Origin of the sequence: Catenuloplanes atrovinosus (genome assembly GCF_031458235.1) — a bacterium.
Taxonomy (GTDB): Bacteria; Actinomycetota; Actinomycetes; order Mycobacteriales; family Micromonosporaceae; genus Catenuloplanes; species Catenuloplanes atrovinosus.
In genome coordinates this window covers 477,075-500,101 of the sequence record NZ_JAVDYB010000001.1, presented here as the reverse complement: position 1 = coordinate 500,101, position 23,027 = coordinate 477,075, and the positions used below count along the sequence as shown (strand labels likewise).

29 protein-coding genes are annotated in these 23,027 nt (G+C 73.1%); 15 read left to right on the top strand and 14 right to left on the bottom strand.

From position 1 onward, the window contains the following. Window positions 1–61: 61 nt before the first annotated feature. A complete protein-coding gene (locus tag J2S41_RS02235) occupies window positions 62–1,105 on the bottom strand; it encodes a LacI family DNA-binding transcriptional regulator (protein ID WP_310362354.1) in 1,044 nt (347 codons plus the stop codon). Between the two features lie 182 nt (window positions 1,106–1,287). Here J2S41_RS02235 and J2S41_RS02230 point away from each other — a divergent pair, with 182 nt between their 5' ends. From J2S41_RS02230 to rhaI, 6 genes are read left to right on the top strand one after another with little or no spacing between them, the layout of a single operon-like run. After that, entirely contained in the window at window positions 1,288–2,811 is a 1,524-nt protein-coding gene (locus J2S41_RS02230) for a sugar ABC transporter ATP-binding protein (RefSeq protein WP_310362351.1), read from the top strand. 37 nt (window positions 2,812–2,848) lie between these two features. After that, on the top strand, window positions 2,849–3,877 hold the full coding sequence (locus tag J2S41_RS02225; protein ID WP_310362348.1) for an ABC transporter permease: 1,029 nt from the start codon (window positions 2,849–2,851) through the stop codon (window positions 3,875–3,877). Then, on the top strand, window positions 3,870–4,865 hold the full coding sequence (locus J2S41_RS02220; protein WP_310362345.1) for an ABC transporter permease: 996 nt from the start codon (window positions 3,870–3,872) through the stop codon (window positions 4,863–4,865). Before J2S41_RS02225 ends, J2S41_RS02220 begins: the two co-directional genes overlap by 8 nt. A gap of 37 nt (window positions 4,866–4,902) precedes the next feature. Continuing rightward, a complete protein-coding gene (rhaS, locus tag J2S41_RS02215) occupies window positions 4,903–5,973 on the top strand; it encodes a rhamnose ABC transporter substrate-binding protein (protein WP_310362344.1) in 1,071 nt (356 codons plus the stop codon). Between the two features lie 18 nt (window positions 5,974–5,991). Further along, on the top strand, window positions 5,992–6,339 hold the full coding sequence (locus tag J2S41_RS02210; protein ID WP_310362341.1) for an L-rhamnose mutarotase: 348 nt from the start codon (window positions 5,992–5,994) through the stop codon (window positions 6,337–6,339). 5 nt (window positions 6,340–6,344) lie between these two features. Continuing rightward, window positions 6,345–7,544, top strand: a complete 1,200-nt coding sequence (gene rhaI / locus J2S41_RS02205) for an L-rhamnose isomerase (RefSeq protein ID WP_310362338.1) — start codon at window positions 6,345–6,347, stop codon at window positions 7,542–7,544. On the opposite strand, the gene J2S41_RS02200 is transcribed toward rhaI, so the two are convergent. The 4 genes from J2S41_RS02200 to J2S41_RS02185 are packed head-to-tail and all read right to left on the bottom strand — an operon-like array spanning window position 7,517 to window position 9,649. Then, a complete protein-coding gene (locus tag J2S41_RS02200) occupies window positions 7,517–8,050 on the bottom strand; it encodes a GNAT family N-acetyltransferase (RefSeq protein ID WP_310362335.1) in 534 nt (177 codons plus the stop codon). The genes rhaI and J2S41_RS02200 overlap by 28 nt on opposite strands. A gap of 4 nt (window positions 8,051–8,054) precedes the next feature. Beyond that, window positions 8,055–8,642, bottom strand: coding sequence for a hypothetical protein (locus J2S41_RS02195; RefSeq protein ID WP_310362333.1), 588 nt, complete (start codon window positions 8,640–8,642; stop codon window positions 8,055–8,057). 24 nt (window positions 8,643–8,666) lie between these two features. Beyond that, window positions 8,667–9,221: a hypothetical protein gene (locus J2S41_RS02190; RefSeq protein WP_310362330.1), complete on the bottom strand. Its 555-nt coding sequence runs from the start codon at window positions 9,219–9,221 to the stop codon at window positions 8,667–8,669. 11 nt (window positions 9,222–9,232) lie between these two features. Next, complete coding sequence (locus tag J2S41_RS02185; protein ID WP_310362327.1) at window positions 9,233–9,649, bottom strand: hypothetical protein; 417 nt, start codon at window positions 9,647–9,649, stop codon at window positions 9,233–9,235. A gap of 189 nt (window positions 9,650–9,838) precedes the next feature. On the opposite strand from J2S41_RS02185, the gene J2S41_RS02180 reads away from it, so the two are divergent. Both J2S41_RS02180 and J2S41_RS02175 read left to right on the top strand, forming a co-directional pair. Then, complete coding sequence (locus J2S41_RS02180; protein WP_310362321.1) at window positions 9,839–10,270, top strand: YciI family protein; 432 nt, start codon at window positions 9,839–9,841, stop codon at window positions 10,268–10,270. Between the two features lie 2 nt (window positions 10,271–10,272). Then, a complete protein-coding gene (locus J2S41_RS02175; RefSeq protein ID WP_310362318.1) occupies window positions 10,273–11,487 on the top strand; it encodes an RNA polymerase sigma factor in 1,215 nt (404 codons plus the stop codon). Here the strand turns inward: J2S41_RS02175 and J2S41_RS02170 are convergent. Next, window positions 11,480–11,803, bottom strand: coding sequence for a hypothetical protein (locus J2S41_RS02170; RefSeq protein ID WP_310362315.1), 324 nt, complete (start codon window positions 11,801–11,803; stop codon window positions 11,480–11,482). The genes J2S41_RS02175 and J2S41_RS02170 overlap by 8 nt on opposite strands. A 58-nt stretch (window positions 11,804–11,861) precedes the next feature. On the opposite strand from J2S41_RS02170, the gene J2S41_RS02165 reads away from it, so the two are divergent. Both J2S41_RS02165 and J2S41_RS02160 read left to right on the top strand, forming a co-directional pair. Next, complete coding sequence (locus J2S41_RS02165; RefSeq protein WP_310362313.1) at window positions 11,862–12,356, top strand: hypothetical protein; 495 nt, start codon at window positions 11,862–11,864, stop codon at window positions 12,354–12,356. A gap of 39 nt (window positions 12,357–12,395) precedes the next feature. Next, window positions 12,396–13,418: a Gfo/Idh/MocA family protein gene (locus J2S41_RS02160; protein WP_310362310.1), complete on the top strand. Its 1,023-nt coding sequence runs from the start codon at window positions 12,396–12,398 to the stop codon at window positions 13,416–13,418. Here the strand turns inward: J2S41_RS02160 and smpB are convergent. After that, window positions 13,384–13,890: an SsrA-binding protein SmpB gene (gene smpB, locus J2S41_RS02155; protein ID WP_310362308.1), complete on the bottom strand. Its 507-nt coding sequence runs from the start codon at window positions 13,888–13,890 to the stop codon at window positions 13,384–13,386. The two genes, J2S41_RS02160 and smpB, sit on opposite strands and share 35 nt — an antisense overlap. A gap of 95 nt (window positions 13,891–13,985) precedes the next feature. After that, on the bottom strand, window positions 13,986–14,546 hold the full coding sequence (locus J2S41_RS02150; protein ID WP_310362304.1) for a CGNR zinc finger domain-containing protein: 561 nt from the start codon (window positions 14,544–14,546) through the stop codon (window positions 13,986–13,988). A gap of 68 nt (window positions 14,547–14,614) precedes the next feature. On the opposite strand from J2S41_RS02150, the gene J2S41_RS02145 reads away from it, so the two are divergent. Continuing rightward, window positions 14,615–15,646 carry an EamA family transporter gene (locus J2S41_RS02145; RefSeq protein ID WP_310362301.1) on the top strand — a complete coding sequence of 344 codons (1,032 nt, stop codon included), beginning with the start codon at window positions 14,615–14,617 and terminating at the stop codon, window positions 15,644–15,646. Between the two features lie 141 nt (window positions 15,647–15,787). Here J2S41_RS02145 and J2S41_RS02140 read toward each other — a convergent pair whose 3' ends face one another. Then, window positions 15,788–16,582 carry a UbiA prenyltransferase family protein gene (locus J2S41_RS02140; protein WP_310362298.1) on the bottom strand — a complete coding sequence of 265 codons (795 nt, stop codon included), beginning with the start codon at window positions 16,580–16,582 and terminating at the stop codon, window positions 15,788–15,790. A gap of 201 nt (window positions 16,583–16,783) precedes the next feature. On the opposite strand from J2S41_RS02140, the gene J2S41_RS02135 reads away from it, so the two are divergent. After that, window positions 16,784–17,605 carry a DUF6807 domain-containing protein gene (locus J2S41_RS02135; protein WP_310362295.1) on the top strand — a complete coding sequence of 274 codons (822 nt, stop codon included), beginning with the start codon at window positions 16,784–16,786 and terminating at the stop codon, window positions 17,603–17,605. Between the two features lie 142 nt (window positions 17,606–17,747). On the opposite strand, the gene J2S41_RS02130 is transcribed toward J2S41_RS02135, so the two are convergent. Both J2S41_RS02130 and J2S41_RS02125 read right to left on the bottom strand, forming a co-directional pair. After that, on the bottom strand, window positions 17,748–18,242 hold the full coding sequence (locus J2S41_RS02130) for a hypothetical protein (RefSeq protein WP_310362293.1): 495 nt from the start codon (window positions 18,240–18,242) through the stop codon (window positions 17,748–17,750). A gap of 190 nt (window positions 18,243–18,432) precedes the next feature. Beyond that, window positions 18,433–18,801 (bottom strand): winged helix-turn-helix transcriptional regulator, encoded by a 369-nt coding sequence (locus tag J2S41_RS02125; protein ID WP_310362291.1) that lies wholly within the window; start codon window positions 18,799–18,801, stop codon window positions 18,433–18,435. A gap of 49 nt (window positions 18,802–18,850) precedes the next feature. Between J2S41_RS02125 and J2S41_RS02120 the strand changes: the two genes are divergently transcribed. Beyond that, a complete protein-coding gene (locus J2S41_RS02120) occupies window positions 18,851–19,621 on the top strand; it encodes an SDR family NAD(P)-dependent oxidoreductase (protein WP_310362289.1) in 771 nt (256 codons plus the stop codon). Between the two features lie 27 nt (window positions 19,622–19,648). Here the strand turns inward: J2S41_RS02120 and J2S41_RS02115 are convergent, their stop codons facing one another. The 3 genes from J2S41_RS02115 to J2S41_RS02105 all read right to left on the bottom strand — a co-directional run bounded on the left by J2S41_RS02115 (window position 19,649) and on the right by J2S41_RS02105 (window position 21,058). Further along, complete coding sequence (locus tag J2S41_RS02115; protein WP_310362287.1) at window positions 19,649–20,383, bottom strand: hypothetical protein; 735 nt, start codon at window positions 20,381–20,383, stop codon at window positions 19,649–19,651. Between the two features lie 2 nt (window positions 20,384–20,385). Continuing rightward, window positions 20,386–20,550: a hypothetical protein gene (locus J2S41_RS02110; RefSeq protein WP_310362285.1), complete on the bottom strand. Its 165-nt coding sequence runs from the start codon at window positions 20,548–20,550 to the stop codon at window positions 20,386–20,388. Window positions 20,551–20,638: 88 nt separating this feature from the next. Continuing rightward, a complete protein-coding gene (locus J2S41_RS02105) occupies window positions 20,639–21,058 on the bottom strand; it encodes a hypothetical protein (RefSeq protein WP_310362282.1) in 420 nt (139 codons plus the stop codon). 90 nt (window positions 21,059–21,148) lie between these two features. On the opposite strand from J2S41_RS02105, the gene J2S41_RS02100 reads away from it, so the two are divergent. Together J2S41_RS02100 and J2S41_RS02095 are read left to right on the top strand one after the other, a co-directional pair. Further along, window positions 21,149–22,360 (top strand): sensor histidine kinase, encoded by a 1,212-nt coding sequence (locus tag J2S41_RS02100; RefSeq protein ID WP_310362279.1) that lies wholly within the window; start codon window positions 21,149–21,151, stop codon window positions 22,358–22,360. Beyond that, entirely contained in the window at window positions 22,357–22,992 is a 636-nt protein-coding gene (locus J2S41_RS02095) for a response regulator transcription factor (RefSeq protein ID WP_310362277.1), read from the top strand. The genes J2S41_RS02100 and J2S41_RS02095 overlap by 4 nt, the downstream gene beginning before the upstream one ends. Window positions 22,993–23,027 lie beyond the last annotated feature (35 nt).

The window sequence follows — 23,027 nt, the reverse complement described above, 5'->3', positions numbered from 1 at the left end:
CCGCCAGGGCGTGGTCAGCGGCAGGCGCGGGTCGAGCTACCCATGGCGAAGGCAACACCGGTCATGAGCGGTTGGCCGTGGACGCGCGCGCCACCAGCTCCGGGATGAACGTGGCCTGCTCGTGCCGGTGCTGCGGATTGGTCGCCTCGTCCAGCAGCAGTTTCGCGGCCGCGCGGCCCAGCTCCTGGCGCGGCTGCCGCACCGAGGTCAGCGGCACCGCGGCCGCGGCGGCGAACTCGATGTCGTCGAAGCCGACGATCGCCAGGTCCTCCGGCACCCGCGCACCCGCGCCGACCGCCTGCTGCAACAGCCCGAGCGCGAGCAGGTCGTTGGCGCAGAACGCGGCGGTGGGACGGCGGCGCGCCGCGATGCCGGCCAGGCGCTCTCCGGCGGACCGGCCCTCGCTGACCGTGACCGCGTCCGTGGGCAGCCACACCAGGTCATCGGGGTTGCGGCCGAACTCGGCCCAGATCTGGCGCGCGCCCTCGAGGCGCTCGCGGACCTGGCCGATCGAGTCGGGGCCGCCGACGAACGCGACCCGGGAGTGACCCTGCTCGATCAGGTGCTCCACCGCGATGCGCCCGCCGAGCACGTCGTCCACGCCGACCGAGCAGAACGTGCCGGCGTCCCGATGCCGGTCCACGATCACGACCGGGATGCCGCGCCGGGATATCTCGTCCAGGTACGGCGCGTCCGCGTTCACCGGCGTGATCAGGATGCCCTGCACGCGCTGCTGGAGCAGGCGGTCGAGGTGCGCCTCCTCGCGCTCGGCACGGCCGTTGCTGTTGCAGATGAACAGCGACAGGTCCGCGTCCTCCGCGGCCAGCTCGATGCCCTGCGCCACGTCGTTGAAGAACGGGTTGGTGGCGTCCAGCATCACGTAGGCGAGCGTGCGGCTGGTCCCGGCGCGCAGCTGCCGCGCGGACTCGTTGCGCACGAAACCCAGCTCGGACATGGCCCGTTCGACGCGCTCGCGGGTGGCCGGGCTGACCCGCTCGGGCCGGTTGAGCACGTTCGAGACGGTGCCGAGCGAGACGTCCGCGGCGGCGGCCACGTCCTTGACCGAGGGCGTGCGGGAACCCGGCCGGGCACGTTGCTGGCTCACCAAGGCGCACTCCTGACGCTTTGAAACGTTGTAGAGACACCTTACGGTACGCACATCCGTGCGAACGTCATGTTTCCTAACGATTTCCCGCGCAGGCTTGACACCTGTGACCGGCGACACCTAGCGTCGCCGTACACACCTTGAAATGTTTCAAACGACACGACGAGACGCGGAGGTGGCCCGTGACGACAGATCGAAGCGCGTCGTCAGGCCCGGCGTTACTTGAGGTCATCGACGTCACGAAGTCCTTCGGCGCCGTGGCCGCCGTGCAGGGCGTCGGCTTCCCGCTGTACGCCGGCGAGGCGCACGCGCTGGTCGGTGAGAACGGTGCGGGCAAGTCCACGATCGTCAAGATGCTGGCCGGCGTGCACCGGCCCGACACCGGCACGCTCCGGGCAGACGGCCGGGACGTGGTGTTCCACTCCCCCGCGGACGCCAAGGCCGCCGGCATCGCGGTCATCTACCAGGAGCCCACGCTCTTCCCGGACCTGTCCGTCGCGGAGAACATCGCGATGGGCAACGCGCCGCTGACCCGGCTGCGCCAGATCGACCGGAAGACCATGCGAGCCACGGCGGAGCGGCTGTTCGCGCGGCTCGGCGTGCGCGTCGACCCGGACCGGCCGGCGCGCGGCCTCTCCATCGCGGATCAGCAGATCGTCGAGATCGCCAAGGCTCTCTCCATGCGGGCCCGGGTGCTGATCATGGACGAGCCGACCGCCGCGCTCTCCGGCGTGGAGGTCGAACGGCTGTTCTCCGTGGTGCGGTCGCTGCGCGACGAGGGCGCCGCGATCATGTTCATCTCGCACCGGTTCGAGGAGATCACCGCGCTCTGCCAGCGCGTCACGATCATGCGGGACGGCCGGCACGTCTGCACGGAGCGGGTCGAGGACCTCACGGTCGACGACATGATCCGGCGGATGGTCGGCCGCGACCTCTCCGCGCTCTTCCCCAAGCAGGACGTCACGCCCGGCGAGGAGGTGCTGCGCGTCGAGGGGCTGAGCCGGGAGGGCGTGTTCCGGGACATCAGCTTCACGGTGCGCGCCGGTGAGATCGTGGCGCTCGCCGGGCTGGTCGGCTCCGGCCGCTCCGAGGTCATGCAGGCCGTGTTCGGCGTCGATCCGTACGACCGGGGCACCGTCACGTTCGGCGGCAAGCGCCTCAAGCCGGGCAACCCGCGCGCCGCGATGGCCGCGGGCATGGCGCTGGTGCCGGAGGACCGCCGCCAGCAGGGCCTGGTGATGGAGCTGTCGATCGAGCGGAACGTGACGCTCCCCCGCTCCGGCGCGCTGGCGCGGCTGGGCCTGCTGTTCGGCGGCGCCGAGCGGCGCGAGGCGACCGACTGGACCGAGCGGCTGCGGACGAAGTTCGGCCGGCTATCCGACGCGGTCGGCACGCTCTCCGGCGGCAATCAGCAGAAGGTCGTGCTCGCGAAGTGGCTGGCCACCGGGCCGAGGCTGCTGATCGTGGACGAGCCCACGCGCGGCATCGACGTCGGCACCAAGGCCGAGGTGCACCGCCTGATGTCGCAGCTCGCGGCGGACGGCATGGCCGTGGTGATGGTGTCGTCCGAGCTGCCCGAGGTGCTGGGCATGGCCGACCGCGTGCTGGTGCTCCGCGAGGGCCACCTGGTCGCGGAGATCTCCCGCGAGGACGCCACCGAGGAGTCCGTGATGTACGCCGCGATGGGACAGCAGGTGGCCGCATGACCAGGAGGCGGCACCGCAGCGTCGAGGGGAAGCCGGCATGACCGTGGCAGCGCCCGTGACCGAGGCACCCAAGGCGCCGCGGTTCCGGCCCGGAGACATCCTGAAGCAGCGCGAGCTGGGCATCGTGCTCGCGCTGCTGGCCCTGGTCGCGTTCACCGCGATCAACCAGCCCCGGTTCCTGTCCTCGCAGAGCGTCCGGGACATCCTGCTCAACACCGCGATCCTGGCCGTGGTCGCCGCCGGCATGGCGGTCGTGGTGATCACCCGGCACATCGACCTGAGCGTCGGCTCGGTGCTCGGCCTCAGCGCGTTCACCGTGGCCACGGTCATGCAGCACAACCAGGGCCTGCCGATGGTCGCGGCGATCGGGCTGGGCCTGGCGATCGGCGCGGTGGCCGGCGTGGTCAACGGCGCGCTGGTGCACTTCGGCAACGTGCCGGCGCTGGTGGTCACGCTCGGCACCATGTACGCCTACCGCGGCATCACCTACTCCTGGGCCGGTGGGCAGCAGGTCACCGCGGACGAGGTGCCGCGCCACTTCCTGCGCTTCGCGAACGCGGACCTGCTCGGCGTACCGTGGCTGGTCCTGATCGCCCTGGTGGTGATCGCCGGCGTCGGCCTGATGATGCGCAACTACCGGATCGGCCGCGAGCTGTACGCGATGGGCTCCAGCCCGCAGGCGGCCGGCCTGGCCGGCATCGGGATCGCCCGCAACACGCTGGTCGCGTTCGTGATCAGCGGCTCGCTGGCCGGGCTCGGCGGCGTGCTCTACGCGTCCCGGTTCGGCACCGTCGACGCGTCCTCCGGCAACGGCTACGAGCTGCAGGTGGTGGCGGCCGTGGTGGTCGGCGGCGTGGCGGTGTTCGGCGGCAGCGGCACGATCTGGGGCGCGGGCCTCGGCGCGCTGCTGCTGACCGTGATCGGCAGCGCGCTCGCGGTGCTGGACATCAACCAGTTCTGGCAGCAGGCCATCGTCGGCGCGCTGATCGTGCTGGCCATCGGCGCGGATCGGCTGGTCGCCGTCCGGATCGCCCGCTCGCTGAGGAAGAGGGACTCGCATGTCTGAGCTGAGGGGCCGGCTCGCGAGCTGGGACAGCGTGATCATCCTGATCACCGTCGCGGTGCTGGCCGGCGCGTCAATCGGCGTGGAGAACTTCGGCAACAGCACGAACTTCACGTTCCTGATCCTGGATCTGCTGCCGATCGCGCTGATCGCGCTGCCGATGACGATGATCGTGATCACCGGCGAGATCGACCTGAGCGTGGCCAGCACGCTGGGCCTGACCAGCGCGATCATGGGCGACCTGTGGAACCGCGGGCTGACCATCGAGACGATCATCCCGCTCTGCGTGCTGATCGGCGCGCTGCTCGGCGCCGTGAACGGTGTGCTGATCACCCGGCTCGGCCTGCCGTCGCTGGCGGTCACGATCGGCACGCTGGCGCTCTACCGCGGCCTCGCGTTCGTGGTGCTGGGCGACGCCGCGGTGGCGGACTTCCCGTGGACGTTCACCGGCTGGGTCACCGGCACGATCGGCGGCGGCCCGATCCCGAACGTGCTGATCCTGCTGGTCGTGCTCGCAGTGATCTTCGGGGTGGTGCTGCACGCCACGCCGTTCGGCCGCTCGCTGTTCGCGATCGGCGCGAACGACCAGGCCGCGCGCTTCTCCGGCATCGACGTCGCGCGGACCAAGTTCTGGCTGTACGTGGTGAGCGGCGCGATCGCCGGGCTGGCCGGCGTGCTGTGGACGCTGCGCTACTCCAGCGCGCGGGCGGACAACGGCGCCGGGCTGGAGCTGGCGGTGGTGGCGGCCGTGCTGCTCGGCGGCGTCTCCATCTTCGGCGGCCGGGGCAGCCTGTGGGGGGTGCTCTCCGGCGTGCTGCTGCTGGCCGTGCTGCAGAACGCGCTGCGCCTCCAGGACGTCTCCGGCCAGGCGCTGAACATCGTCACCGGCCTGCTGCTGATCGCGTCCGTGCTGCTGCCCAACATCATCGCCGGCGTGCGGAACTCGCTGCACCGGCGGCGGCTCCGGGCCGTACCCGCGAAAAGTCTTTGATCTTCACACTCACCGTGGCATCAGAGGAAGGGCACCCATGAGGATTCACACGACGCGCGCGCTGGCCGTGGCCACCGCGTCGCTGCTCACGCTCGGCGTCGCCGCGTGCGGCGGCACCAGCAAGGGCGACGACAACGGCGCGGCCGGTCCCGCCGCCACCGCGAGCGCCGACCCGAACGCCGCGACCAGGGAGGGCCTGAAGATCGCCTTCCTGCCCAAGCAGCTGAACAACCCCTACTCGGACGTGCTGGCCGGTGGCGGCGAGGTCGCGGTCGGCGAGCTGAAGGGCGAGTACAAGCTGGTCGGCCCGAACGACGCGGCCGCGTCCAGCCAGGTCAGCTACATCAACACGCTGATCCAGCAGCAGCAGGACGTGATCGGCATCGCGGCGAACGACCCGAACGCGGTCTGCCCGTCGCTGAACCAGGCGCGCCAGGCCGGCATCAAGGTCGTCTCGTTCGACTCGGACGCGTCCAAGGACTGCCGCGACGTCTTCATCAACCAGGCCACCACGCAGGGCATCGGCGAGAGCCTGGCGAAGATGGCGAACGAGCTGGCCGGCGGCGAGGGCGAGATCGCGATCCTCTCCGCGACGCCGAACGCGACCAACCAGAACGCGTGGATCAAGGTCGTCGAGGAGGAGCTGAAGAAGCCGGAGTACAGCAAGCTGAAGCTGGTCAAGACGGTCTACGGCAACGACGAGGACCAGAAGTCGTTCCAGGAGGCGCAGGGCCTGCTCCAGTCGTTCCCGAACCTGAAGGTGATCGTCTCGCCGACCACGGTGGGCATCGCCGCGGCCGCGCGGTACGTCTCCTCCTCCAGCTACAAGGGCAAGGTCGCGATCACCGGCCTGGGCCTGCCGAACCAGATGCGGGAGTACGTCAAGGACGGCACCGTCACGAAGTTCGCGCTCTGGGTGCCGGCCGACATCGGGTACCTGGCCGCGTACGCCGGTGCCGCGCTCGCGTCCGGCCAGATCACCGGCAAGGAGGGCGAGACGTTCACGGCCGGCAGGCTCGGCGAGTACACGATCGCCGCGAACGGCGAGATCGTGCTCGGCCCGCCGACCGAGTTCACCGCGCAGAACATCGACCAGTTCGACTTCTGAGTCCATCGGGGGGTAGTTGTGCCACGGTACTGCTTCGAGCTGCACGTCAAGCCGGACCGCATCGACGAGTACGTGTCGCGCCACCGGGCCGTCTGGCCGGACATGCTGGCCGCGCTGCGGGACACCGGCTGGCGCAACTACTCCCTGTTCCTGCGCCCGGACGGGCTCCTCATCGGATACGTCGAGGCGGACGACCTGGGCGCGGCGCAGGCCGCGATGGCACGGACCGAGGTCAACGCGCGCTGGCAGTCGGAGATGTCGGAGTTCTTCGCCGGCATCGACGGGCGCCCGCCGGACGAGGGGTTCGTGCTGCTGACCGAGGTGTTCAACCTGGACGACCAGCTGGCGTCCATCACGGAGAAGTGAGTGACATGGCTGACCTGAACGCCGTCAAGCAGGCGCTGCGCGAGCAGCGGATCGAGACGCCGTCCTGGGCGTTCGGCAACTCGGGCACCCGGTTCAAGGTGTTCGCACAGGCCGGGGTGCCGCGTACGCCGGAGGAGAAGATCGCCGACGCGGCCACGGTGCACCGGTTCACCGGCGTGGCGCCGAGCGTGGCCCTGCACATCCCGTGGGACAAGGTCGGCGATTACTCGAAGTTGTCCGATTTCGCCGCGGAGAACGGCATCAGGCTGGGCGCGATCAACACGAACGTCTTCCAGGACGACGACTACAAGCTCGGCTCCGTCACGAACCCGGACCCCGCGGTCCGCCGCAAGGCCACGGACCACCTGCTGGAGGCCGTGGACATCATGGACCAGACCGGGTCGCGGGACCTGAAGCTGTGGTTCTCCGACGGGCTCAACTACCCGGGCCAGGACGACCTGCGGCTGCGGCAGGACCGGCTCGCCGCCGCGCTGCGCGAGGCCTACGACCGGCTGAGCGGCGACCAGCGCATCCTGCTGGAGTACAAGCTGTTCGAGCCCGCGTTCTACGCCACCGACGTGCCGGACTGGGGCACCTCGTACGCGCACTGCGTCGAGCTCGGCCCGAAGGCCACGGTCTGCATCGACACCGGCCACCACGCGCCCGGTACGAACATCGAGTTCATCGTGTCGTTCCTGCTCCGGCAGGGGAAGCTCGGCGCGTTCGACTTCAACAGCCGGTTCTACGCGGACGACGACCTGATGGCCGGTGCGGCGGACCCGTTCCAGCTGTTCCGGATCATGTACGAGATCGTCCGGGCGGACGCGCTGACGCCGGAGTACGGGATCAACTTCATGCTCGATCAGTGCCACAACATCGAGGCGAAGATCCCGGCGATCATCCGGTCCGTGATGAACGTCCAGGAGGCGACCGCCAAGGCGCTGCTGGTGGACCGCGACGCGCTGTTCGCCGCGCAGGCCGCCGGCGACGTGCTGGAGGCGAACGGGATTCTGATGGACGCCTACAACACGGACGTGCGGCCGCTGCTGCGCGGAGGTCCGCGAGGAGAACGGGCTCGACCCGGACCCGATCGCGGCGTACCGGCGCAGCGGCTACCAGGAGAAGATCGTGGCCGAGCGGGTCGGCGGGCAGCAGGCCGGCTGGGGCGCCTGAGCAGTCACCCGTGGCGCTCTACGGCACCGTAGAGCGCCACGTCCTCGTTGCGGTCGGCCCAGCGCATCGCCCGCCGCAGCACGCCCTCGAACTCGTACCCGCAGCGCTCCGCGACCGCCCGGGCCCGATGGTTCGCGACCATCGTGCGGATCTCCACGCGCCGCATGCCGTACACCGTGAACGCCGCGCCGGTCAGCGCGGTCACCGAGCGGGTGACCAGGCCCTTCCCCTCCGCGGCCGCGTCCAGCCAGTAGCCGACGTCCGCGATCAGCGTCTGCGGGTCGCGCCGCATGCCGCACGCGCCGACCGGCACGCCCTCGTGCTCGATCATCAGGTACAGCTCGCGGCCCTCCGCGAACCGGCTCAGCCCACCCCGGATGTACGACCGGGTGCTCTCCACGGTCGGCCGGTACATCGCCCACGGCTGCCAGCGTGCGAGCCGCTCCCGGTTGCGCGCCATCAGCTCGGTGATCGGCTCCGCGTGCCGCTCCTCGGCCAGCGTCAGCCGCAGCCCGTCGTCCACGGTCAGCGAGAACATCCGGTCACTTCGTCAGCCGGCAGGAGGTGCGGTGGGCCGGCGGCCAGCCCGCGGACGCGAGATCCATCGCGGAGGTGACCTCGTCGCGGGCGCCGTCCGCCGTCTCCACCAGCACGCGGGTGGACGCGGGCACCGGCGCCCCGGACCGGCAGTCGAACAGGATCGTCACGTCGATCGTGGCCGTGCCGCCGGGCTGGAGCCGGCGCGGCTCCTCCACGTCCGTGGTCATCCGGATGCCGGTCGCCTCCGCGGACACCGCGTGCACCACGACCTCGTCCTCGCCCGCGTTGGACACGATGATCCGGCCGCTGGCGCGCACCGCGTCGCCGGTCACCGTGGGCTCGAAGTAGCTCGGGTCGCGCGAGATCAGCAGCTGCGGCGCGGCCACCCGGGCGGCCTCGGCCGCCCGCGCCGCCGCGAGCTCGGGCCGCAGCACCCCGGCGTAGTAGACGCCGGCGCCGCCCACGAGCAGGCCGAGCGTGAAACCCACGAGCAGGACGACCAGCGGGTACGCCCCCAGCCGGCGCCGCTGGTATGCCAGCCAGCCCGGTTGCTCCTCGGGTCGCCCCGGGGTGACGTCCAGCTCGATCACCGGGCCACCCTACTCCCACCGGGGTCAGTCGGCGGGGCGGCTCTGGATCGTCTCGCACGCGCCCCGGCGGATCGTCTGCCAGGGGCGCCCGGCCGTCATCGGCACGTCCACCTCGCCGCGCCCGCCGTCCGGCGTGTCGATCAGCGCCCGCCCGCGCAGGCCGCGCAGCGAGTCGTACACGCAGGTGAACGTGATGGTCACGCCCATCGGCGCGGTCCCGCCCGGCGGCACCCGGTGCGCCTGCTCCTCGTTCATGGCGATCCGGATGCCCGGCCAGTCCGCGCGCACCGCGTGCACCACGGCGGGCTCGTCGTCCACGTTCGTCACGGTCGCGATGCCGCGCAGCCGCGCCTCGTCGCCGGTTATCGCCAGCTCGTCGTCGCCCACCGCGACGTGCGCGGTCAGGTCGGTGCCGGTCGGCACGCCGCCGTCGCGCAGCCCGAGATAGCCCGCACCGCCCGACGCGACCAGCACGAGCACGACACCCAGGACCACGACCTGCCGGGGGTACGCGGACGGCCGTCCCCGCCGCCGCGACTGCGCCCCGGAGGTGACGTCGAGCTCGATCATCTCGGGCATCCGCCCCACCCCTACGATTCCGTCCCCAGCCGCCGGCGCAGCAGCTCCGCCAGCGGCATCGACTCCCCGTCCCGGCCGCCCTCGCCCACGATCAGCCGCGGGTCGGAGGGCTCGATCGTCACGCCGGTCAGCCGCGCCCGCAGGCCGCCCGGCGCGCTGAGCGCGTAGAACTCACCGTCCGTGCCCACCGCCACCGACCGGTCCGCCCGCAGGTACCACCCGCGCAGCCCGGTCCGCAGCCGTCCACCGCCCCGGTGCGGCGCGGCCGTCAGCTCCTCCGGCGCGATCCCCCGCTCGCCGGCCTCCCGCACGAACCCGGCCAGCAGCTCACGCGCCCGCGCCACCTCGGCCGCGCGCCGCGCCTCGCCGGCCGCCGCGTGTGCCAAGATCGCCCGTTTCCGCTGATCCGCCCAGGTTTGTTCGGTCACCCGGGCAGCGTACGCCGACCGCCACACGCCTCCTCCAGAGCCAACAGACGAACGCTGTCCGAAGCTTTCCGTCCGTCTGCCCGCCGAAACGTCCCGCCCGCTGTCGAAAACCGGCCTCGCCCGATCGAGGAGGGGGTGTAGGCGGCCCGCTTAGGGTCGACACGACAACCGAGCACAGGGAGCACGACGATGAAGGTCATGGTCATGATCAAGGGCGACGGCGCGGACGAGGGCCGGGTCGCCCCGAGCACCGACATGCTGGAGCGCATGACCCGCTACAACGAGGAGCTGGTCAAGGCCGGCATCCTGCTGGACGGCGACGGCCTCAAGCCGACCGCGGCCGGCGTCAAGGTGGTCTTCGCGGCGAGCGGCGACACCTCGGTGGTGGACGGCCCGTTCACGGAGTCGAAGGAGATCATCGGCGGCTACTGGATCTGGCAGGTCTCCTCGCTGGAGGAGGCGGTCGAGTGGGCGAAGCGCTGCCCGCGGGACGGCTTCCACGGCGCGGCGACGGTGCTGGAGATCCGGCCGTACGCCGGCGACGAGGACTTCGGCGACGCGCTCACGCCGGAGCTGCGGGAGCGGGAGGCGGAGATGCGCCGGATCCAGGCCGCTGAGTGACCGTGGACCCGCACCGGAGGATCGAGGCGATCTGGCGGATGGAGGCCGCCCGCCTGATCGCCTCGCTCTCCCGGCTGACCCGCGACGTCGGGACGGCCGAGGAGATCGCGCAGGACGTGTTCGTCGCCGCGCTGGAGCAGTGGCCGTCCGGCGGCGTGCCGCCGAACCCGGCCGGCTGGCTGCACACCACCGGCCGGCACAAGGCGATCGACCGGATCCGGCGGGACCGGATGCGCGACGAGCGCCAGCTCAGCGCCGCGCTGGACCCGACCGTGCCGGATGGGTCCGACGACGACCTGCTGGCGCTGATCTTCACGGCCTGCCACCCGGTGCTGACCCGGGAGGCGCGTACCGCGCTCACGCTGCGCCTGCTCGGCGGGCTCAGCACCGACGAGATCGCGCACGCGTTCCTGGCGCCGTCGCCCACGATCGGGCAGCGGATCTCCCGGGCCAAGCGCACGCTCGCCGAGGCGAAGGTGCCGTTCGCGCCGCCGCACGGCGACGAACTGCGGGAACGGCTGCCCGCGGTGCTGGAGGTCATCTACCTGATCTTCACCGAGGGGTACGCCGCGACCAGCGGCGACGCGTGGATCCGCCGCGACCTGGCCGAGGAGGCGATGCGGCTCGGGCGCATGCTGACCGGGCTGCTGCCGCGCGAGCCGGAGCCGTACGGCCTGGTCGCGCTGATGGAGCTGCAGGCGTCCCGGTTCCGCGCCCGGATCGCGCCGGACGGCTCGCCGGTGCTGCTCCAGGACCAGGACCGGTCGCGCTGGGACCGGACGCTGATCCAGCACGGACTCGCCGCGCTGGACCGGGCCACCGCGCTGGCCCGGCCGCTCGGGCCGTACTCGGTGCAGGCCGCGATCGCGGCCGTGCACGCGCGGGCGCCGCGTTTCGAGGAGACGGACTGGGAGGCGATCGTGGCGCTCTACGACGCGCTCGGCCAGATCGCGCCGTCGCCGGTGGTGGCGCTGAACCGCGCGGTCGCGGTGCTGCACGCGGACGGGCCGGCCGCGGCGCTGGCCGCGATCGACGAGGTGCGCGCGGACCCGCGGATGGCCCGCCACCACCTGGTCGGCGCGGTGCGCGGCGACGTCCTGCTGCGGCTGGGCCGCGCCGCGGAGGCGGCCGAGGAGTGGGAACGCGCCGCCGACCTGGCCCCCAACCAGCGGGAGAGCCGGCTGCTGCGGGAGCGCGCCGCCCGGGCGCTCACCTGATCAGCAGCACGGCGATCACCACGGCCGCCACCGCGACCGGCACCAGGTAGGGGCGGAGCACCCGGCGGCGCTCGGCGGCGGACGGCGGCTCCAGCCACTCGTCCGGCGCCAGCACCTCCGGGTAGCCGCCGCGCCACTCCACCCGGCACCCGGCCGGCACGGTGATCGTGACGGTGTCCCGGCGGTGCGACCAGACCAGCCCGTGCACCGCGTAGACGCCCACCCACCACCCGAGCGTGAGGAACGTCAGCGCCAGGTGCAGCGCGTGCGCCGGATGCCCGAACTGCCCCACCCGTACCGTGTAGGTCTCGCTCACGTATGGGTGAACGCTCGGCCGGCCGGTCAGGAAACTGGAGGCTCTAGGCTTGGGCGCCATGGACGACGGGCCCGAGCTGGCCGCCGCGCTCGGCGCGCACCTGGACGCGCTGACCTTCACCGGGCTGGGCGCGGACCAGGTGACCGCGCTGGTCATCGACGAGATCGCGGGCTGGGCCGGCGCCCGGGGCTGGCGGGTCTACCGGCGGGCGCCGAGCGTGATGTCGCTGCCGCCGCCGCTGGACCGGCAGAGGTCGGTGCTGGACGTGGCGTGCGCGCGCCCGGGTGGCGCGCTCCCGATCGCGATCGAGGTGGACCACACGGATCGCCGCCGTACCGTCGACAAGCTGCTCGCCGAGGCCGCGGCCGGGCGGGTGGCGCTCTGGGTGCGCTGGTCGGCCGGCCAGATCCGGGACCCCGGTCCGCCGGTCCACCTGGTCCCGCTCGCGGTCACCCGGCCGCGCCCGGGCGTGTTCGCGCGCGGCGCCGACCGTCCGCCGCCGCCGCACTCGGCCGCGGGTGGTTCCGGCACGCCCCAGGAGTTCCCTCTCTAAGATCAAGATCATCCGGCGGTACGGACGAGAGGCGGCATCATGACCATTCGCGTGGGTCTGCTCGGTTTCGGGCTCGGCGGGCGGGTGTTCCACGCCCCGCTGATCGCCGCCACCCCGGGCCTGGAGCTGGCCGCGATCGTGACCCGCGACCCGGACCGGGCGGCGCGGGCGCGTGCCACGTACCCGGGCGCCTCGATCGTGCCGGACCTGCCGTCGCTGCTCGCGGCCGGCGGCGTGGACCTGGTCGTGGTGGCCACGCCGAACGCGCAGCACGTGCCGCAGGCGCGCGCCGTGATCGACGCCGGGCTGCCGGTGGTGGTGGACAAGCCGTTCGCGCCGTCCGCGGCGGAGGGCCGGGACCTGATCGCGGCCGCCGAGGCCGCGGGCGTGGCGCTGACCGTGTTCCAGAACCGGCGCTGGGACGGCGACCTGCTCACCGTCCGGCGGCTGCTGGACTCCGGCGCGCTGGGCCAAGTGCACCGCTTCGAGTCGCGGTTCGAGGTGTGGAAGCCCGCGCTGAAGGAGGGCTCCTGGAAGGAGGAGTCCGCGCCCGGCGCCGGCGTCCTCTACGACCTCGGCGCGCACGTCGTCGACCAGGCGCTGCTGCTGTTCGGCCCGGCCGAGGTGGAGCACGCGGAGCTGGGCGTGGTGCGCTCCGGCTCGGCCGTGCCGGACGACGCGTTCGTGGCGCTGCGGCACCTCACCGGCGTGCGCTCGCACCTGTGGATGAGCCGCCTGGCCGCGCAGCCGGGCCCGCGCTTCCGGGTGCTCGGCGCGGACGCCGCGTTCGTCAAGCACGGGCTGGACGGGCAGGAGCCGGCGCTCGCGGCCGGCGGCGACCCGGCCGCGCCCGGCTGGGGTGCCGAGCCGGCGGAGCGCTGGGGTGTGCTCGGCGCCGGGGACGCGCTGTCGCCGGTGCCCACCGAGCCGGGCGCGTACCTCAGCTTCTACGCGGGCGTGGCGGCGGCGCTGCGGGACGGCACGCCGATGCCGGTCGACCCGGCCGGCTCGCTGGCGGGGCTGGAGATCATCGAGGCCGCCGGGCGGGCTGCCGGCCTTTGAGGTGCCGGCCCAGGTTGCGGGCGATCTCGCGGTTCGCGTCGCGTTCCGCGAGCGCCTGCCGCTTGTCGTACGCGCGGCGGCCCTTCACCAGCGCCAGCTCGACCTTGGCCCAGCCGTTGGCGAAGTAGAGCGACAGCGGCACCAGCGTCAGGCCGCCGCCGTCGCGCAGCTTGGTCAGAATCCGGTTGATCTCCACGCGGTTCAGCAGCAGCTTGCGGGTGCGCCGCGGCGAGTGACGGGTCCAGTCGCCGAAGCCCCAGTCCGCGATGTGCAGGCCGTGCAGCATGATCTCGCCGTCCAGCTCCTGCGCGAACGCCTCGTTCAGCGACACGTGCCCGGCGCGCAGCGACTTGACCTCGGTGCCGGCCAGCACCAGCCCGGCCTCGTAGGTCTTCAGGACCGTGTACTCGTGCCGGGCCTTCTTGTTCGACGCGATGAGCGTCCGCCCGTCGCCGCCCTCCCGCTTCGCCATGCGCGCCAGGTTACGCGGTCGGGCGACCGGGTCGCCGCCGGTTATTCACCGCGCGCGGACACGTTCCGCCGGCCGCGCGGAGCGGGCGAGGGCCGCTACGGGTTGCCGTTGACCTGCTTGCGGCTCCGGTGGGCGATCATGTTCATCCGGTTGCCGCAGCGCACGGTGCAGAAGCGCTTGGAGCCGTTCTTGGAGAGGTCGACGAAGACGCCGGTGCAGTCGCTCGCCGCGCAGACCCGCAGCCGGTGCGTCTCGTCCATCCGGATCACGTCGATCAGCGCGAGCGCGGCCTCCACCCGCATGCGCACGGCCAGCGGCGCGTCCGGGTCGGTGGCGTGCAGGTGCCAGTCCAGGCCGTCGTGGCGGGCCAGGTAGGGCAGCGCCCTCCCCTCGCGCAGCATCCGGTTGACCGCCTCGACCGCGTCGTCCCGGTCCAGCGTCCACACCTCGCGCAGCAGCTCGCGGGCGCGCCGGACCGCGCGCAGCTCCGCCTCGTCGTAGTCGATCCGCCCGGAGTACGTGTACCGCCCGATCAGCGCGCGCAGCTGCGCCACCGTGGCCAGCTCGTCCGTGCCGGAGCGGGAGGCGCCGGCCTCGGTGTTCATCAGCGCGACCGCGAAGTCCAGCGCCTCCTCGGTGTCAGGGGCAAAGAGCAATTTGACTCCTCACGTACGCGGCCCTAGCGTCAGGGGTGTAAAAACGTTAACCCATGACAGGAGGCACCGTGAGACAGCCCATCGGACTGGTCGCCGCGCTCGCGTCGGCCGCGTCCTTCGCGACGTCCGGCGCCTTCGTCAAGCCACTGCTGGAGGCCGGCTGGTCGCCGGCGGCCGCCGTCTCCGCCCGCACCCTCTCGGCGGGTCTGCTGCTCCTGCCGCTCGTGCTCTGGTCACTGCGCGGCCGCTGGGCCACGCTGTGGCGGGCCCGCTGGCGGGTGCTCGGCATGGGCCTGATCGCGGTCGCGTTCACCCAGGTCACCTACTTCGCCGCGATCTCGCGCATCCCGGTCTCCACGGCGCTGCTGGTGGAATACCTGGCGCCGCTGCTGCTCGTGCTCTGGGCCTGGGTGAGCACCCGGCGCGCGCCCCACGCGGTCGTGCTGCTCGGCTCCGTGCTCGCCATCGGCGGCCTGGTCCTGGTGATCGGCCCCGGCGCCGTGCGGGCGGTCGACCCGGCCGGGCTGGGGCTCGCGTTCGCGGCCGCGGTGGGCTGCGCGGTCTACTTCGCGGTCGGCGCGCGACCGGCCGACGGACTGCCGCCGGTCGCGCTGGCCGGCTCCGGGCTGCTGCTCGGCGGCCTGCTGCTCGCCCTGGTCGGGACGGTGGGGCTACTGCCGTTCACCGCGGACTTCGGCGACGTGACGCTGCTCGGCTCCGCGGTGCCGTGGTTCGTGCCGCTCTCCGTGGTCGCGATCTTCGGAACCGCCATCGCGTACGCCACCGGCATCTTCGGCGCGGGCCGGCTCGGCTCGCGGCTGGCATCGTTCATCGGGCTGCTGGAGGTCGTGTTCGCCTCCGTCTTCGCCTGGCTGCTGCTCGGCGAGAACCTGACGATCACCCAGCTGGCCGGCGGCGTGCTCATCCTGGCCGGCATCGCCTCCGTCCACGCGGCACCGCCACAGATCAGCGACGTCGCTCCGGTCACCGACGAGACCGGCGTGGCCGGCGCCGAGCCGGGCGCTTCCGCTCCGGGCACCGGCACCGGCACCGGCACCGCCGAGCCGATCGTCGCCGCTCCGACCGCCGGCGGCGCGTAGCCGACCGGTCTGCTCCAGCCGTCGGCGCCGCCGGGGCCGCGGACAGCGCCGAGCCGATCGGCTCCCGCTGCCGTGACCGGCGCCACGGCTGCCGGTCACGCGACGGCGCCGTGGCCGCCGATCCCGCGAGGGCGGCGTGGCTCAGGTGAGTGACAGGACGAAGCCGGCCGAGGGGAGGGCGAAGATCAGGGCGAGCACGGCCAGCTTCGGGATGGACGGCGACCTGGTCAGCCAGGCGTAGGCGCCGAGCAGCACCGGCACCAGCAGGAGCTGATAGGGCAGCGTCGAGACGGGGATGACCACGTTCATGCTGGCGCACGCGAGCGACACGCCCAGCGCCAGCGACCACAGCGAGAGCCCGAGCCGGTAGGCGCCGTTCACCCCGTACCGCACCGCGATCGTGGTGTATCCGGCCCGCAGGTCCGCGGGCCGGTCCATGACCGTGGTCGGAAGGTAGAACGCCGCGGCGAACAGCAGCCCGAGCAGCGCGAAAGGCCACGGGAACGTCCACGGGTCGCGCGCGATCGACCAGCCGCCGAGCGGCGCGACCACGCCCACCACCAGCGCGTTGACCAGCACGTCCGCGCCCGGGCGGGCCTTGAGCCGCAGCGGTGGCGCGCTGTACGCCCAGCCGAGCGCCAGCACCGCCGCCACGCCCAGCTCGAACAGCGGGCCGAGCAGCGCCGCCGCGCCGAGCGCGGCGATCGCCGCGACCAGGGCGTACGCCTGGAGGGTGCGCGGCGACACCGCACCGGCGCCCGTCTTGCGCGGGTTGATCCGGTCGGTCGGCAGGTCGTGCAGGTCGTTGTGGGCGAGCACCGCGGCCCAGATGAGCGGCCCGATCACCAGCAACGTCAGCCCGGCCCGCCACCGGTCGTGCGGCGTCAGCGACCCGGTGGCCAGGACCAGTCCCAGGTAGGCCGGCACCCACGACACCGGCCAGAACCATGGCCGGGACACGGCCGCGAGAACGACCGCCCGATGTGTACGCACGCGAGACCGCTGCAACATGCGACCGATCCTCGCCACCCACCGCTGTGACGAACCTGAGAGAACCACCGCGGGCGTGACGGCACCGATCGACGAACGCTACCCTGTGGCAAGCGCTTTCCAGACCGTTTCCGGAGGTGGCCCCGCATGCCCGAATCAGCCCGGCTCACCGTCGGCGGCACCGTGGTCGCCCGTCTCCAGGACGGCACCGACGCGGATCTGACACTCGGCCCCCGCCCCTACCTGCACCCCGTCACCACGTTCTCCGGAACCCCGGTCACCGACGCGTTCCCGGAGGACCACCGCTGGCACCTCGGCGTCTCCGTCGCCCTGCAGGACGTGGCCGGCACCAACCTGTGGGGCGGCCGCACCTACGTCCGCGACCGGGGCTACACCTGGCTCGACGACCACGGCCGGATCGTCATCACCCGCCTCTCCCCCACCGCCGCCGAGGACGCGTTCACCGCCACGCTGCACTGGCTGGATCCCGACGGCACGCTGCTGATCACCGAGGACCGCACGTTCTCCGCCCGCCCGGTGTCGGCGCGCGCGTGGGCGCTGGAGGCGGCGTACACGCTGGCCGCGCCGCCGTCCCGGGACGTCCCGCTCGGCAGCCCCGCCACGAACGGCCGGCCGGACGCCGCGGGTTACGGCGGCTTCTTCTGGCGGTGCGCGCCCGGCCCCGCCGACGTCTTCGACGCCTCCGGCGCGACCGGCGAGTCCACGGTCAACGGCGGCACCGCCGCGTGGGTCGCGTTCGCCGCCACCGACCACACCCTGATCTTCTCCGGCCTCGGCGACGGCGACCACTGGTTCGCCCGCACCGGCATCTACCCCGGCGTCTGCGTGGCCCTGGCCTGGGAGAAGCCGCTCGTCATCCCGGCCGGCGGCACCATCTCGCGCCGCCACACCGTCATCGTCGCCGACGGCACCCTGACCCCGGAGGAGGCCACCGCGCTGGCCGCCTGAGCCGCCCTGCTCCCGCTCCACCCGGCTCAGGTCACGACGCGGCGCGGGCGCACGGCGGCGGTCTCGCCCTCGTCAACCACGGTCCGTAACGGCCTCGTCGGTGCTGCCGCGCGGAGGCCGTCACACCGCCGCTTGCGTCGTTCTAGATCAGTTCGGCGCGGATCGAGGCGCGCGGCACGCCGAGCGCGAGGTCCGCGGGAATCTCGGCCGACAGACGCACGGCGACGGTCGCGCCCTCGTTGATCGGGACCCGCAACGGTTCGCCGCCGAACGAACCGATCCGGGCGGAGATCTCATACTCCCCCGGCGCGAGATCCACAGAGACCTCACCGTTGTGCGGGAGCATGGCCACCAGATCTCCGTCGACCCTCACCTTCATCCGCCGCAGGAAGCCAACTTCGGCGAGCCCGCCCCGCCGCAGCACGAGGGTGCCCGCGACATCTCCGCGCCCGTCCTCGAGGAGGCGCCGCCCGCGTGCCGCCCTGGACGTGTTGACGAAGTGCATCACCGTCCACCCGACAAGCAGCCCCACGATGAACAGGCCGGCCGCGACCGGTGCCCACCGGGGCGCTGAGACGGAGTCGGCGGCGGACAGGAGAACGAGATATGCGCCGAGACCCACTGATGCCAGAATCACGCTTCGACGATTCCTCACAACCGGTCCAGCCTTTCTCGGTCGGCGCGGCCGGTCCTGGACCGGCTGAGCACCAACCCTCTCACCGCACCGCGCCGGCGACGAGGTACAGCGCGCGGACGAGGATGACGCCTCCCACCACGTACGCCGTGATGTTGCGGTCGGGCCGCGCGATGGTCGGCGCGGCACGGGGTCAGCGTCGCATCTCCGCCGCGTGGGTGACCGCCCAGTCGGCGAGGGCGGACAGCGGCTCCAGCAGCGTGCGGCCCAGCGGCGTGAGCGCGTACTCCACGCCCGGCGGCACGGTCGGGTGGACCGTGCGGCTGACCAGGCCGTCCTCCTCGAGGGAGCGCAGCGTGCGGGTCAGCATGCGCTGGCTGATGCCCTCGATCGAGCGGTGCAGGTCGTTGTAGCGGTACGACCGCGTGCCGAGCAGGATCACCACCAGCATGCTCCACCGGTCGCCGACCCGGCGGAAGACGTCCGAGACCGGGCACGTGTCGAACTCGGCCAGCGGGACCGGGTTCGGCAGGCGCGTGGCGAGGACCGAGGGTACGGACATTGATGTGCCTTCTTTCGCGGTGCGGGGCCGGCGCCGGACGATTCCCATCATGTCGAAGACCGTGGTGATCAGTGGGGGCACGAGCGGCATCGGGCGGGCCACCGCGCTGGCCCGGGCCGCGCGCGGCGACCGGGTGATCGTGATCGGGAGCCGGCCGGACGCGCCCTACCGCGCCGACCTGACCACGATCGCGGAGGTGCGGCGGGTGGCGGCCGAGATCGCGCGCGACCATCCGGTGGTGGACGCGCTGGTGCTGTGCGCGAACCGGATCTTCCCGCGCCGCACCGAGACGCCGGACGGCCTGGAGGCGACGTTCGCGCTCTACTACCTGAGCCGGTACCTGCTCGGTGAGCTGCTGGCGCCGCAGCTCGACGCGGCCGGGAATCCCGTCATCGTCAACGTGTCCGGCACCGGCATCACCGCGGGCCGGGTGCGCTGGGAGGACCCGCAGTTCACCCGCGGCTACGGCGCGATCCGCGCACAGGTGCAGGCCGGCCGCGCGAACGATCTGCTCGGCGTCGCGCACACCGGCCGGGCCCGCTACGTGCTCTACCACCCCGGCTTCACCCGGCCCGGCAGCCACCCGAACCCGCTGGTCAGCGGCGTGATCAGCGGCCTGGCCCGGGTCGCCGCCCGGCCGGTCGACGAGTCGGCCCGCCCGATCGCCGCCTGGATCGACGCGCCGCCGGCCGCGAAGCTGACCGCGATCGACCGCGGCCGGCCGGTACCGCTCTCGCTGCGCACGCTGAATCCCGGCGACGCGGCCCGACTGCGCGCCTACACCGAGGCCGCGGTCGCGCGCGCGGCCGGCCGGGCCTGAGATCGGCCGGCCGCCCAGGCGGCCGGTCTACTCCAGCTCCACCCGGATGCCATCGCGACGCGCGCCGAACCCGAGGTCCGCGGGCACCTCGGCCGACAGGCGCACGACGACCGTCCGCCCCTCGTCCAGCGCGACCCGCAACGGCCCGCCGTGGACCCGGTCGAGCCGGGCGGCGATCTCGTACTCCCCCGGCGCGAGACCCACGGACACGTCGCCGCGGTACGGAAGCATCGCCACCAGCCTCCCGTCCACCGTCACCGCCATCCGTCTCAGGAAGCCGACTTCGCCGGCGCCGCCCCGCCGCAGCACGAGCGTGCCCCCGCCATCCGCGCGCCCGTCCTCGAGGAGGCGTCTCCCGCGGGCCGCCCTGGACCTGTTCACCACATGCATCACCATCCCGCGCAGGCCCGGCCCCACGACGAACGCCAGGAGCAGGCCGGCCGGGACGGGTGCCCACCGCGCCAACGGCAGCGAGTCGCCCGCGAACAGGAGGACGAGGTACGCGCCGAAGCCCACCGCCGCCACGATCGCGTTCCGGCGCTTCCCGGCGGCCGGATCCGGCCGTCGTTCATCGGCGTGACCGGTTCTCGACCGGACGAGTGCCACCGCCGAGTCGAGCGCGAGCACGCCGGCGGCGACCGACACGGCGACGGTCCACGGGCGGTCGAGGCCGATGAGCGGTGCGCAGGCGAGGGCACCCACCGCCGCAACGAGAAACGCCGCGTCCAGCCGGCGGGGAACGTTCTCCGACCGATAGAGCATGCCTACGAGTCCCCGGTTCCGGCACCGCTCCGGTGCTGCCTCAGGATGTCGAACCCGAGCGCCGCCGAGGTGACGAGCAGGACCAGGACCAGCACCACGAGCGCGACACGCGCACGACAACCGGGAGGCAGATCGTCGGTGGCCAGTAGGAACAGCAACGTGCTCACGCCGCAACCGGCCATCGTCACCAGCCTCCGGCGTAGTGTCACGTCCCCGCACATACCCACTCCGGCGACTGGCGAACACAGTGGACGCTCAGTCGCGTGCGCGGCCGGCCAGGACCGAGATCGGCCAGGCGACCAGGCCGGTGACCGCACCGGTGAGCAGGCCGGTGAAGACGCTGCTGATGGCCGCCAACCCGCGGATCAGCACCTGTTCGGCAGCGGGTGGCAGGCTTCCGGCGAGGTGCACGTCCGCGTCCCACAGCACCTGGTGCACGACGGCGAGCAGGACGCCGTGGACGGCACCGACCGCGAGCAGCGTGAGAAACGGTTTCGGCACGCGGGCGAGGACCACCACCACGATCCAGATCAGCAGCGGTACGGCCACGAACAGCGCGTTCACGGCCGTACCCTCCTGGATGATCTCAAGGTCGTGCAGCACCGGCCGGGGGACGGCGACCAGGGCGAGGGCCAGCAGCGCGAGCGGCGGGAGTCCGAGCGTCGTGGAGCGCATGGGCACGACGGTAGGCAGCGCGGCGGCCGGTGCCATCCGCCCGGAGGCGACACCCGGATCGCCCGCCGCCTACGTCCTACGCTGATGCGAATGAGGATTCCGCCGTGGTCGGCCGACGCGCTGCTCGGGATCGCCGTGACCGGCACGCTCGCCGCGGTGATCTCCGCGCGGCAGGGTGGTGACGTCGCGCCGGGCCCGATCGCCTACGCGTGGGCGGTGGGCCTGGGCGCGCTGATGCTCGCCCGCCGCCACCATCCGCGCGCGGTGCTGCTGACCAGCGCGTTCGGGCTGTGCGCCTACTACGCGGTGGGATACCCGGCGGTGGGAGTGGGCGTGCCGCTGGCCGCGGCGCTGTTCTCCGCGGCCGAGGCCGGCTTCCTGCGCTGGTCGGTGCTCACCGCGGCCGGCGTGCTCGGCCTCTCGCTGATGTTCCGGCTGCTGGAGGGCCAGAGCGCGGCCTTCGTGGTCGGCTACGACCTGATCACGCACGTCACGCTGATGGCCGCGGCGATCGCGCTCGGCGACGGCCTGCGCAGCCGCCGCGCCCAGCGCGAGCTGCAACTGCGGGAGAACCTGTCGCGGGTACGGGAGGAGCGGCTCGCCATCGCGCGCGACCTGCACGACTCCGTCGGCCACGGCGTCTCGGTGATCTCGCTGCACGTGGACGTGGCCCGGGAGGCGGTGCCGCCCGGCAACGAGGCGCTGGACGAGGCGCTGCTGCGAATCCGGCAGGCGGCCGACCGCACCATGAGCGACCTGCGCGGCGCGGTCGGCGTGCTGCGCGGCGCGGTCTCGCTGGACGACCTGTCCCCGGTGCTGGACCCGGCCCGGACCGCCGGCTTCGACGTGTCCGTCCGGGTCGCGCCGGAGGCCCGTGAGTTGCCCGAGTTGGTGGACGCGGCCGCGTACCGGATCGTCCAGGAGGCGGTGACGAACGTCCTGCGCCACGCCTCGTCCGCCAGCCGCGTGTCGGTGTCCGCCACGGTCTCCGCCGGTCTCCTCCACCTGACGATCAGCGACGACGGCCCGCCCGACCGGAACCCGCCGCGGGAACGGTATTCGGGCCACGAACCGGCCGACAACGGCGCGCCCGCCCCCGGGAGCGGCATGGCCACCGCCGGGAGCAACACGACCGGCGCCGACAACGGCGCGACCGCCGCCGGGAGCGGCATGGGTGGGACCGGGCACGGGCTGGCCGGGATGGCGGAGCGGGCGCGGGCGCTCGGCGGGGCGCTGCGCACCCGGCACGGCGCCGAGGGATTCACGGTGGAGGCCGAGCTGCCCCTGGTGCGTACCGCATGATCAGGGTTTTGATCGTCGACGACCAGGATCTGGTGCGCGCCGGGCTGCGCAGCCTGCTCGGCAACGACCCGGGCATCGAGATCGCCGGCGAGGCGTCCGGCGGCGTGCGCGGGCTCGCGGAGGCGCGCCGGCTGCGCCCGGACGTGGTGCTGATGGACCTGCGGATGCCGGGCGGCGGCGGGCTGGACGCGACCGCCGCGATCACCGCGGAGCTGCCCGGCACCCGGGTGCTGGTGCTGACCACGTTCTCCGAGCCGGGCGAGATCGACGCCGCGGTCCGCGCCGGCGCCGCCGGGTACCTGCTCAAGGACACCGGCGCGGACGAGCTGCGCCGCGCGGTACGGACCGTGGCCGAGGGCGGGAACCTGCTGTCCCCGGCCGTGGCCCGGCACGTGATGGACCGGCTCGCCGCGGAGCCGCCGCCGGAGCGGGACCCCCGGCTGGCCTCGCTGACCGAGCGGGAGCGGCAGGTGCTGGCCCGGGTGGGGCTCGGCGAGACGAACCAGGAGATCGCGTCCGCGCTGGTCATCAGCCCGGCGACGGCCCGCACCTACGTGAGCCGGCTGATGGCGAAGCTGCGCGCCCGGGACCGTACCCAGCTGGCGGTCATCGCCCATCGGGCACGCCTGTGACGCCGGGCCGGGCTGTGCCATGATCCAGGATGTGA